Source organism: Streptomyces sp. NPDC007162, from assembly GCF_040634175.1.
Lineage (GTDB): Bacteria > Actinomycetota > Actinomycetes > Streptomycetales > Streptomycetaceae > Streptomyces.
Map to the genome: position 1 here is coordinate 1 of NZ_JBEYFC010000307.1, position 10,910 is coordinate 10,910.

Here is a 10,910-nt window from a genome sequence, read left to right on the forward strand (position 1 = left end):
GGAAACCTGCAGATCCCGCAGAGTGCGCTGTCGCATGTGACTCCCAGCCTTTCCTGCTGATTGGTGCTGTGCTTGGGACGCTACGACTTGAAGCGCACTCGAAGTCAAACGCGAACGGCCCGGGGCACGGCGTGCCGGGCCCCGGGCCGTCGCCACCCGTCAGGGATCGAGCCGGACCGGCAGTTCAAAGAGGTCGTTCTGGGTGACCACCGGCTTGTTGCGCAGCTCGGACACGGGTACCGCGAGATCCAGGCCGGGGAAGCGGTCGTAGAGCGCGGGCAGCGCGACGCCCGCCTCCAGCCGGGACAGCGCCGCACCCGGGCAGACGTGCGGCCCGTGCCCGAAGGAGATGTGCCGGTTCCCCGACTCCCGGGTGACGTCGAACTCCCCGGCGCTCGGTCCGTGCGCTTCCTCGTCACGGCCGATCGCGGCGTACGACACGATCAGCGCGTCGCCCGCGGGGAGCACCTTGTCGCCGACCTGGACGTCCTCGGTGGCGAACCGGATCAGCACGTGCGAGGTCGGGGTGGACCAGCGCAGGGTCTCCTCGACCACCGCCGGCCAGTCCACCTCCCCGGCGAGCACGGCGGCCCGCTGGTCGGGATGGGTGGAGAGGTTGACGACGGCGTTCACGATCAGGGAGATCGTGGTCTCGTGACCGGCCGCCACCATCAGCTGGAGGGTCGAGACGATCTCCTCGTCGGTGAGGTGGTCGCCGTCCGCGGAGGCCAGGATCAGCGCGCTGGTCAGGTCGTCGCCGGGTTCGGCCCGTTTGGCGGCCACGGTCGCCGCCATGATCCCGGCCAGCTCGGTGAGGGTCGCGACGACCTCCGCGGGCGGGGTCTGGGTGGAGAAGAACTTCTCGAACAACACCTTCAGGCGGGGCAGTTCCGCCTCGTCGATGCCCATCAGGTCGGCGATGACGTACATGGGCAGCGGGTAGGCGAAGGCCGCCTTGAGGTCGACGCGCTCCGCGTCCGCGGGGAGGGCGTCGAGGAGGTCCTGGGTGAGCTTCTGGATCCGCTCCCGCATCTGCTCCACCCGGCGCGGGGTGAGCGCCTGCGCGACCAGCGCGCGCATCCGGCGGTGGTCGGCGCCGTCCACGGTCAGCATCGAACGCCCGGGGTTGGCGAGGCCGATCAGCGGCCAGTCCGGCGCAATCTCCCCGCGCTGCCAGGCTCCCCACACGTTGATGTCCTTGACCAGACGGGGGTCGGTCAGCAGCGCCTTCGCCTCGGCATGGCGGGTGACGGCCCAGACCGGCACCCCGCCGGGCAGTTCGACGGCGGCGAGCGGGCCGGCGGCGCGCAGCCGCGCGCTCTCGCCGTCCAGGTCGGTGACGAAGGGGTCGAGGGCGATCCGGGCGTGTTCGGTACCGGTCGTCATCGTGACGTGCCTCCCAGGGCAGGGTCGGGTAACTGCGCCATGCGGTGCTGCGCCTGTCTCTCGATGCGGATCAGCGGATGAGCGGTCGGCGGATCAGAGGGCGGGTACGGGGGTGAACCGGACGGGCAGCGCGGTCAGCCCGCGCAGCCACGGCGAGGGCCGCCGGGTCAGGGAGTCGGCCGGGACCGCCAGGTCGATGTCCGGGAGCCGGTCGAGGACGACCTCGATCCCGGTCCTGGCGACCACCTCGGCGACCTCCTGGGCGGGGAACGGGCAGCGGTGCTCGCCGTGCCCGAAGGAGAAGTGCGCGTTGTTGCCACCGGTCAGCGCGGAGGCGTCGGTGCGTACCTGCGGATCGGAGTTGGCGCCCTGCAGGCCGAGCAGCAGCAGGTCGCCGGCACGGATCCGGCGGCCGCCCAGCTGGGTGTCCCGGGACGCCCAGCGGCCCGCGATGTTCTGGCTGGGGGTGTCCTCCCACAGCACCTCGTTCATCGCCTCGGCGACACTGTTGCGGCCACCGAACAGGGAGGCGGCGAACCGGTCGTCGGTGAGCATCAGATGCAGCGAGTTGCCGATCCAGTCGGCGGTCGGCTGGTGTCCGGCCGCCATCATGACCATCAGGTCCTGCATGATCTCTTCGTCGGTGAACCCGCTCTTGTCCTGGAGCATCCGCGACACCACGTCGTCGGCCGGGTCCGCCTTCCGGTCGGCCAGCAACCGCGCCATCGACGAGGCCAGGTGCTGCTGTCCGGCGATCGCCCGGTCACGGCCGTCGATCATGTCGTTGAGCGCGGTGACCAGACCGGGGCCCTCCTCGTCGGAGAAGCCGTACAGCCGCGCCAGCACCCGCACCGGCAGCAGCATCGCGTACTGGCCGATCAGGTCGGCCTCGCCGCCGGTGCACAGCCCGTCGATCAGCTCGTCCGCGAATCGCTCGGCGTGCCCGCGCAGGACGAACGGGTCGACGGCCTCCAGCGCGTCGCTGATCATCCCGGCGCGCTCGCGGTGCCGCTCGCCGACCGTGTAGAGGATCGACGGCTGCTTGCGGCCGATCATCGGCAGCAGCGGCCAGTCGTCGGGGATCAGGTCCCACTGGTTCCACAGCTCCGAGTCCCGGCTGAACAGCACCGGGTCCCCGGTCACCTGGTGCAGCTCGCGGTAGCCGAGCACCAGCCAGGCGGGTACGTCCCCGTCCAGCACGACCGGGGTCACGGCGCCGTGGTCGCGCCGCATCTCCCGGTACAGACGCGCCGGTTCGGTCTGGAACCGGGGGCCGCCGAGCGGCACGGCTTCGGGGGTCACACGAACTCCTGTCGAGGCAGGTCCGCCGGTGCGGACGGGCCGGCGTACCGGTTCTTGACGTGCTGGACGAGCGTGATCAGCACCTGCTTGCCGGACTCCCGGGAGCGGGCGTCGCAGGTCAGCAGCGGGACGTGCGGATCCAGGTCGAGGGCGTGCCGGACGTCCTCGGGCGGGTGTACGGCGCCGCCGAAGTCGTTGCAGGCCACGATGAACGGGGTGCCGTGCTTCTCCAGGCGGTCGATGGCATACCAGGAGTCGTCGATCCGCCGGGTGTCGACGAGCACGACCGCGCCGAGGGTGCCGGAGAACAGCCGGTCCCACAGGAACCAGAACCGCTCCTGGCCCGGCGCCCCGAACAGGTACAGCACGTTGCGGGCGTCCAGCGTGATCCGGCCGAAGTCGAAGGCGACGGTGGTGGCGGACTTGCCGCGGACCTCGCGGATGTCGTCGACCCCCTCGCCGGCCTGGGTCATCGTCTCCTCGGTGTTGAGGGGACGGATCTCGCTGACCGAGCGGACCAGGGTGGTCTTGCCGACGCCGAAGCCGCCCACGACCACGATCTTGAAACCGTTGTCGGCGGAGGCACCCAACGGGGTGCGCGCGTCAGAGGTTGCGGAGTCCAACGAGCACCTGCTCCAGGATGTCGGGATCGGTGATGGCCGGCCGGTACGGGTGGCGGGCACTGACCCGGCCGGCCGCCAGCAGGTCGCCCAGCAGGATCTTGGTGATGCTCACCGGCAGCCCCAGCTCCGCGGCGATCTCGACCACGGAGACCGGGAACTCGGCCAGCCGCAGGATCGCCGTGTGCTCCGACTGCATGCCGGTGGCCGGCTCGGACTCGGCCACGACCAGCGTGACCAGGTCGAAGGGGTTGTCGGGGCCGACGCCGCTGCGACCGCCGGTGACGGTGTAGAGACGGTCGGGCGCGTCGTCCCTGCCGGGCCGGTTCATGCGGTGCGGGGCTGCGCGGTCAGGTGTTCGCCGAGCTGCTCGACCAGTTCGCTCATGTTGTGCCCGACCAGCCCCGGTTCGGCGTCCTCGCTGGTCACCACGGCCAGGTGGGCGCCCTCGCCGGCCTCCACGATGAACAGCACGCCCCCGTAGAACTCGGTCATCGCCGACCGCACGCCGCCGCTGCCGTCGCCGAACTCGACGGACGCCCCGTGCGACAGCGACTGGATGCCGGCGGCGATCGCCGCGAGCTGGTCGGCCTGGTCGACGGAGAGTTCCGGCGTACGGCAGAGCTTCAGCCCGTCGCGGGAGAGCACCAGGGCGTGCCGCGCGCCGGGGGTGCGCTCCAGGAGGCCCTCGATGAGCCAGGTGAGCTTGTCGTCGGCGGTGGTCCTGCCGGTCATGAAGTGGGGTCGCCTTCCGGGTACGCGTGCGGGTGGGAGATGTGCTCGGGGTCGGACTCCGGGTGGGGCGCGGGGACCGGGTCGTGCGCGGAGGTGGGGGCGTACCGGGCTGACGCCTCGCCGTCCCCACCGAAACCTTCGCCGAAACCGACTCCGGAACGAGCGGGGGAGTCGGAGCCGGCGCGGTGGCCGGAGTCGGCGTGTGGGCCGGAGTCGGCGGGGGAGTCCGGGGGTGAGGTCGGGCTGTGGTCGGTGGGGGGTTCGGGTGTGGGTGGGCGGACGGCCTGCCGGAAGCTGCTGAAGCGGGCGGCGCGGACCCGGGCGTCCTCGGCGGCGGGGGCGGGGCGCGGCTCCTCCGGCTGGGGCGCCGACCTGCGCTCGGCCTCGGCGAGGGTCCGGCCGCGGCGCCGCCTGGGCAGCCCGGTGGGCCCTGCCGCGTCCTCGTCGGGCTCGTCGGGCTCGGCGTCCGCGGGGGATTCGTGCACGGGGACGGGGTCCGGCGGGGCGGTCTCGGGCGCGGGCGCCTGCCCCGTCTGCGGGAGCGCCGGCTCGTCACCGACCGGGCTGGTCAGCAACTCCTGCGGGACCAGCATCAGCACCCCGGTGCCACCGCGAGCCGACGGCCGGAACGACACCTTCAGGCCGTGCTTGCCGGCCAGCCGCCCCACCACCGCGAGACCGAGCCGGGTGCCGGTGAGCCCGCCCAGCTCCGTGGTGTCGCCGGAGACCGCCCGTTGGGCGCGGCGCAGTTGCACGTCGCCCATCACGAGCCCGCTGTCCTCCACGGACACGATGACCCCGGCCGGCACCTCCTCCACGTACACATGGACCTCGGCCGTCGGGGGCGAGAAGTTGGCCGCGTTGTCGAGGAGTTCGGCCAGCGCGTGCATGACCCCCTCGGCGGCGTGACCGGCGACGGCCGCCTCACTCACCGAGTGCACCCGCACCCGGCGGTAGCCGCTGATCCGGCCCATGGCCCCGCGCAGGATGGACTCCATGCCGATCGGACGCGCCCAGCGGCGGCCGGAACGCGCCCCGGTCAGTACCGCGATGGAGTCGGCGAGCCGACCCGCCTGTGCCGTGCGGTGGTCGAGGTGCAGCAGGTCCGCCAGCACGTCCTCGTCGGTGTGCCGCTCCTCCATGCCCCGCAGGTCGGCGAGGGTGGCGGTGGCCAGGGCCTGCATCCGGCCCGCCGCGTTGCCGGCGGCGGCGATCGCGGCGGCCCGCTCCCGGGACGCCTGCTCCAGCGCGGCGGTGAGCCGGGCGTGCTCCTGCCGGTACCAGTCCAGCTCCTGACCGGTGTCCTCCTGGAGGCGGGCCCGCTCCTGCTCGAAGGAGTCCGCGAACTCACTTCGCTGCTGGGCCAGTTCGTCGATGAGGCGCTGCTGCTCCTGGCGTGCCTCCTCGGTCGTGCGGGCCTGCTGCTGGAGCAGCCTTCCGATGTCCTGGCTCACCGTCTCCAGCCGGCGCCGGGCGGCGCGCGCGGTCCGGGCCGCGTGGACGGCCCAGGTCACCGCCGCGCAGAGCAGCAGCGCGGCCGCGCTCGCCCCGAGGGCGAGGGGCGTACGCACCGAGGCCGGGGCGGCGGTCACCGCGGCGACGACCGCGAGAGCCGATACGACGGCCGTCAGTGCGAGGGTCGGAGCAAGCGTGCGGAGGGACGGTCGGTCGCCGGGAGGCGTGGGCGCGGTCATCAGTCCGGTCTGGTCCTCGGAGCAGGTAGGGATGTTGATCCGGTAAAGGAGTTGTGACACTCGGTGCTGAACTGCGCGTCACTATACGAGAGTCCGTGATCGAAACAGAACGGTTCCGGCCGCATTACCTGAGAGTAGTGACAGGGAGGTGACTTGCTGCGCTCCTCCTGTGAGCGATCCTAGGCGCCACCGTGGTTGAAAGCGTCCGCGACGACCGCGGCGGCCCTCCTCACCAGCGCGGAGTCGGCCTCGGCCGCGGCGTCGGCGTGCGTGGACAGGACGGCCACCACGACGGGTGCCCGGCCGGGCGGCCACGCGACGGCGACGTCGTTGGCGGTGCCGTGGGCGCCGGTGCCGGTCTTGTCGCCGACCGTCCAGTCCTCGGGGAGCCCGGCGCGGATCCGCTCGCCGCCGGTGGTGTTGGCGAGCAGCCAGCCGGTGAGCCGGCGCCGGTCGCCGCCGTCCAGGGCGCCCCCGAGGACCAGCCGCGCGTAGGTCGTGCCGATCGCCTCGGGAGTGGTGGTGTCCGTGATCCGCCCCGGCTCGGCCGAGTTCAGCTCGGGCTCCCACCGGTCAAGCCGCGTCACCCGGTCCCCGAGCGAACGCGCCAGCCGCGTCACCGCCACCGGCCCGCCCAGTCGCTCCAGCAACAGGTTCGCCGCGGTGTTGTCGCTGTACGAGACCGCCGCGGAGCACAACTGTGCGACCGTCATGCCACAGGCGAGGTTCTCGGGCCGTCCGGTGACCGGTGCCCCACCGGATTTCCGGACATCGTCCTCGTCGTAGTGCACGACCTCGGCGAGCACGTCCTCGCCGAGGTCGCGCAGCACCGCCGCGACCGCGAGCGTCTTGAACACCGAGCACATCGGGAAGAGTTCGCCGCCGCGGTACCGGATCCTGGCCCCGGCACCGGTGTCCAGGGCGAACACCCCGAGCCGGGCCCGGTGTTCCCGCTCCAGCGCGCGCAACCGGTCCGCCGTCCGCGGGGTTTCGCCGACCGGCAGCGCGGTACCCAGGGCGGCGGTCAGGACGAGACGGCGCGACGGATTCAGCATGACGGCTCCTTCACCGGGACATCGGGGAGGGGGACGCGAGGGCGACTACCGGGGTTCCGCCGCGGACCAGTGACAAACGCGACGTCGGAATGCGACCAGCAGTAGCTCCCGCATCGTCGCAAATGACCCAAACGTCTATACGATGACGCGTGGCACGGCCGGCACACGGAGAACCTCTTCGTGTGCGCAGGCCGGCAGCGGGGCCGGTGTCGAGGGGGGCGATGCCTTCATGAGGGACGACTGGAGCCAGGTGGCCGCGGGCGCGGCCCGGTTCGCGCGGCGCACGCTGCGCGGCGAATGGCACGTCATCGTGGTGGACCCGATACGGCAGCTCGTGCGCAGCGGGCTGTCCGGGATCGTGCTCGCCTTCGTGGCCGCGTTCGGTGTCGTCTTCTTCCACGGCATCGCCCAGCACCCCGTCGGCAGAAGGCTGGTGTGGCACCTCGGTGGTGTCACCGCCGACCTGCCCCTGTGGCTCGCCCTGCTGCGCACCCCCGTCTCGCTCTACGTCCCGGCGCTCGACCTGCCGGTCTGGGCGGGCATCACCCAGCTCTTCCTCGCCTTCGCCCTCGCCGAACTCGCGCTCGGCCGCGGCCGGACCCTCGCCGTCGCGTACCTCACCACCCTGGCCGGCACCATGACCGCCCGGGTGACGGTCGCGCTGGGCCCCGGCTGGTGGGGGTTCGGGCTGCCCCCGGAAGCCGGCCGGATCCTCGACACCGGGCCGTCCGCCGCGGTGGTCGGTCTGTTCACCTACCTGTCGGTGATCCGCCGGGCACCCGTCGTCTTCACACTGACCGGCGGCTCGATGGTGTGGGAGTCCGTCGCCGTCCCCAACCTCGCCGGCCGTGAGCACCTGATCGCGGTGGCCTCGGCGATCGTCCTCGGCCTGCTGCACGGCCGCCGGCTGCCCGTCCCGGCCCGTCTCGTCGCGCGCCTCGTCACCCCTCCGCCGCCGCCCCGCTCCGACCCGCCGGTGCGCCGGCCGGGCCCTCCTGTCCACCGCCCCGACCCCCAGCGCCACCCCGTGCCGTCCTTCCGGCTCCTCTGAAACGCGCCGACCCCTCCGCCTTCCCCGAAATCCCATAAGTCACGCGGCCGACCGGCCGAACCGTTCACCGACGTCAATGTGATGGTTTTCGCACTTCGGCTCCTGCGGGCAACCCCTAAGGTTGCGGCGAGCTACGGCAGGTCACGGCAGGGCGCGGCTGACACCATGGTGTTTGTCGCCGGCAGGCTGAAGGGATCCAGGCATGTTCCGCAAGGTGCTGGTCGCCAACCGTGGAGAGATCGCCATCCGCGCGTTCCGCGCGGGCTACGAGCTGGGTGCGCGCACGGTCGCCGTGTTCCCCTACGAGGACCGCAACTCGCTGCACCGGCTGAAGGCCGACGAGGCCTACGAGATCGGGGAACCGGGGCATCCGGTGCGCGCCTACCTCTCCGTCGAGGAGATCGTGGCCGCCGCCCGGCAGGCCGGGGCAGACGCCGTCTACCCGGGCTACGGGTTCCTCTCCGAGAACCCGGAACTCGCCCGCGCCTGCGAGCAGGCGGGCATCACGTTCGTCGGGCCGAGCGCCCAGACGCTGGAGCTCACCGGCAACAAGGCCCGCGCGGTCGCCGCCGCCCGCGCCGCCGGGGTACCGGTGCTCGGCTCCTCCCAGCCCTCCAACGACATCGACGAACTGGTCCGGGCCGCCGACGAGATCGGCTTCCCGGTGTTCGTGAAGGCCGTCGCGGGCGGCGGCGGCCGCGGCATGCGCCGGGTCGAGGACCCGGCCGCGCTGCGCGAGTCCATCGAGCAGGCGTCCCGGGAGGCGGCCTCCGCGTTCGGAGACCCGACGGTCTTCCTGGAGAAGGCCGTCGTCGACCCCCGCCACATCGAGGTGCAGATCCTCGCCGACGGCGAGGGCAACGTCATCCACCTCTTCGAGCGCGACTGCTCGCTCCAGCGCCGCCACCAGAAGGTCATCGAACTGGCCCCCGCCCCCAACCTCGACCCCGCGCTGCGTGACCGCATCTGCGCCGACGCGGTCCGCTTCGCCCGCGAGATCGGCTACCGCAACGCCGGCACCGTCGAGTTCCTCCTCGACCGCGAGGGCAACCACGTCTTCATCGAGATGAACCCCCGCATCCAGGTCGAGCACACGGTCACCGAGGAGGTCACCGATGTCGACCTGGTCCAGGCCCAGATGCGCATCGCCTCCGGTGAGACCCTGGCCGACCTCGGGCTCTCCCAGGAGACCGTGAAGCTGCACGGAGCGGCCCTGCAGTGCCGTATCACCACCGAGGACCCCGCCAACGGCTTCCGCCCCGACACCGGCCGCATCAGCGCGTACCGGTCCCCGGGCGGCTCCGGCATCCGGCTGGACGGCGGCACCACCCATGCCGGCACCGAGATCAGCGCCCACTTCGACTCGATGCTGGTCAAGCTCACCTGCCGGGGCCGGGACTTCAAGGCCGCCATCGGCCGCGCCCGGCGCGCCGTCGCCGAGTTCCGCATCCGCGGCGTGGCCACCAACATCCCGTTCCTCCAGGCCGTGCTCGACGACCCCGACTTCCAGGCCGGCCGCATCACCACGTCGTTCATCGAGCAGCGCCCGCACCTGCTGACCGCCCGCACCTCCGCCGACCGCGGCACCAAGCTGCTCACCTACCTGGCCGACGTCACCGTCAACAAGCCGCACGGCGACCGCCCCCACCTGGCCGAGTCGACCAGCAAGCTGCCCCCGCTGCCGGCCGGCGAGCCGTCGGCCGGCTCCCGTCAGCGCCTGGTCGAACTCGGTCCCGAGGGCTTCGCCCGCCGGCTGCGCGAGTCGTCCACCATCGGCATCACCGACACCACCTTCCGCGACGCCCACCAGTCCCTGCTCGCCACCCGGGTGCGCACCAAGGACCTGCTCGCCGTCGCCCCGGTCGTCGCCCGCACCCTGCCCGAACTGCTCTCCCTGGAGTGCTGGGGCGGCGCCACCTACGACGTGGCCCTGCGCTTCCTCGCCGAGGACCCCTGGGAGCGGCTCGCGGCCCTGCGCGAGGCGGTACCCAACATCTGCCTCCAGATGCTGCTGCGCGGCCGCAACACCGTCGGTTACACCCCGTACCCGACGGAGGTCACGGACGCCTTCGTGCAGGAGGCCGCCGCCACCGGCATCGACATCTTCCGCATCTTCGACGCCCTCAACGACGTCGGCCAGATGCGCCCCGCCATCGAGGCGGTACGGGAGACGGGCACCGCGATCGCCGAGGTCGCCCTCTGCTACACCTCGGACCTGTCCAATCCCGGCGAGCGCCTCTACACCCTCGACTACTACCTGCGGCTGGCCGAGCAGATCGTGGACGCGGGCGCCCACGTCCTCGCCGTCAAGGACATGGCGGGCCTGCTGCGCGCCCCCGCAGCCGCCACGCTGGTCTCGGCGTTGCGCCGCGAGTTCGACCTCCCGGTCCACCTGCACACCCACGACACCGCGGGCGGCCAGCTGGCCACCTACCTCGCCGCGATCCAGGCGGGCGCGGACGCGGTGGACGGCGCGGTGGCCTCCATGGCCGGTACGACCTCCCAGCCCTCCCTGTCGGCGATCGTGGCCGCCACCGACTACTCGGAGCGTCCCACCGGGCTCGACCTGCGGGCCATCGAGGACCTGGAGCCGTACTGGGAGAGCGTCCGCAAGGTCTACGCGCCCTTCGAGGCGGGCCTCGCCGCACCGACCGGCCGCGTCTACCACCACGAGATCCCCGGCGGCCAGCTCTCCAACCTGCGCACCCAGGCCGTGGCCCTCGGCCTCGGCGACCGCTTCGAGGACATCGAGGCGATGTACGAGGCCGCCGACCGCATCCTCGGCCGCCTGGTCAAGGTCACCCCGTCCTCCAAGGTGGTCGGCGACCTCGCCCTGCACCTGGTCGGCGCCGGGGTGAAGCCCGAGGACTTCGAGGCGACCCCCGACAGGTTCGACATCCCCGACTCGGTGATCGGCTTCCTGCGCGGCGAGCTGGGCACCCCGCCCGGCGGCTGGCCGGAGCCGTTCCGCACCAAGGCCCTGAAGGGCCGCGCCGCCGCCAAGCCGGTACCCGAGCTGTCCACCGAGGACCGCGAGGGCCTCGCCAAGGAGCCCCGCACGACCCTC

The 10,910-nt window shown here is 72.5% G+C and carries 9 protein-coding genes; 2 read left to right on the forward strand and 7 right to left on the reverse strand.

Features of this window, described 5'->3' with window-relative positions; all coding sequences use genetic code 11:
- Nucleotides 1-159: 159 nt before the first annotated feature.
- The 7 genes from ABZ646_RS29550 to bla form a co-directional block, all read right to left on the reverse strand.
- Nucleotides 160-1,386, reverse strand: coding sequence for a cytochrome P450 (locus tag ABZ646_RS29550; protein ID WP_360525310.1), 1,227 nt, complete (start codon nucleotides 1,384-1,386; stop codon nucleotides 160-162).
- A gap of 93 nt (nucleotides 1,387-1,479) precedes the next feature.
- Nucleotides 1,480-2,688 carry a cytochrome P450 gene (locus ABZ646_RS29555; RefSeq protein WP_360525313.1) on the reverse strand — a complete coding sequence of 403 codons (1,209 nt, stop codon included), beginning with the start codon at nucleotides 2,686-2,688 and terminating at the stop codon, nucleotides 1,480-1,482.
- Nucleotides 2,685-3,278: an ATP/GTP-binding protein gene (locus tag ABZ646_RS29560; protein ID WP_360525331.1), complete on the reverse strand. Its 594-nt coding sequence runs from the start codon at nucleotides 3,276-3,278 to the stop codon at nucleotides 2,685-2,687. The genes ABZ646_RS29555 and ABZ646_RS29560 overlap by 4 nt, the downstream gene beginning before the upstream one ends.
- A gap of 13 nt (nucleotides 3,279-3,291) precedes the next feature.
- On the reverse strand, nucleotides 3,292-3,639 hold the full coding sequence (locus tag ABZ646_RS29565) for a DUF742 domain-containing protein (protein ID WP_360525316.1): 348 nt from the start codon (nucleotides 3,637-3,639) through the stop codon (nucleotides 3,292-3,294).
- Nucleotides 3,636-4,043 carry a roadblock/LC7 domain-containing protein gene (locus ABZ646_RS29570; protein WP_046732217.1) on the reverse strand — a complete coding sequence of 136 codons (408 nt, stop codon included), beginning with the start codon at nucleotides 4,041-4,043 and terminating at the stop codon, nucleotides 3,636-3,638. The genes ABZ646_RS29565 and ABZ646_RS29570 overlap by 4 nt, the downstream gene beginning before the upstream one ends.
- Entirely contained in the window at nucleotides 4,040-5,737 is a 1,698-nt protein-coding gene (locus ABZ646_RS29575; protein WP_360525319.1) for an ATP-binding protein, read from the reverse strand. Before ABZ646_RS29575 ends, ABZ646_RS29570 begins: the two co-directional genes overlap by 4 nt.
- A 179-nt stretch (nucleotides 5,738-5,916) precedes the next feature.
- Nucleotides 5,917-6,792 carry a class A beta-lactamase gene (gene bla / locus ABZ646_RS29580; RefSeq protein WP_360525322.1) on the reverse strand — a complete coding sequence of 292 codons (876 nt, stop codon included), beginning with the start codon at nucleotides 6,790-6,792 and terminating at the stop codon, nucleotides 5,917-5,919.
- A 229-nt stretch (nucleotides 6,793-7,021) separates the two neighbouring features.
- On the opposite strand from bla, the gene ABZ646_RS29585 reads away from it, so the two are divergent.
- Together ABZ646_RS29585 and ABZ646_RS29590 are read left to right on the forward strand one after the other, a co-directional pair.
- Entirely contained in the window at nucleotides 7,022-7,843 is an 822-nt protein-coding gene (locus ABZ646_RS29585) for a hypothetical protein (RefSeq protein WP_360525325.1), read from the forward strand.
- Between the two features lie 202 nt (nucleotides 7,844-8,045).
- Nucleotides 8,046-10,910: pyruvate carboxylase (locus ABZ646_RS29590; protein ID WP_360525328.1), on the forward strand; the 2,865-nt coding region annotated here is incomplete at its 3' end.

Bases quoted from the DNA above. Each gene is read 5' to 3' on its own strand.
- ABZ646_RS29550 (WP_360525310.1), bottom strand. From the start codon at position 1,386: ATGACGACCGGTACCGAACACGCCCGGATCGCCCTCGACCCCTTCGTC.
- ABZ646_RS29565 (WP_360525316.1), bottom strand. From the start codon at position 3,639: ATGAACCGGCCCGGCAGGGACGACGCGCCCGACCGTCTCTACACCGTC.
- ABZ646_RS29570 (WP_046732217.1), bottom strand. From the start codon at position 4,043: ATGACCGGCAGGACCACCGCCGACGACAAGCTCACCTGGCTCATCGAG.
- ABZ646_RS29575 (WP_360525319.1), bottom strand. From the start codon at position 5,737: ATGACCGCGCCCACGCCTCCCGGCGACCGACCGTCCCTCCGCACGCTT.
- bla (WP_360525322.1), bottom strand. From the start codon at position 6,792: ATGCTGAATCCGTCGCGCCGTCTCGTCCTGACCGCCGCCCTGGGTACC.
- ABZ646_RS29585 (WP_360525325.1), top strand. From the start codon at position 7,022: ATGAGGGACGACTGGAGCCAGGTGGCCGCGGGCGCGGCCCGGTTCGCG.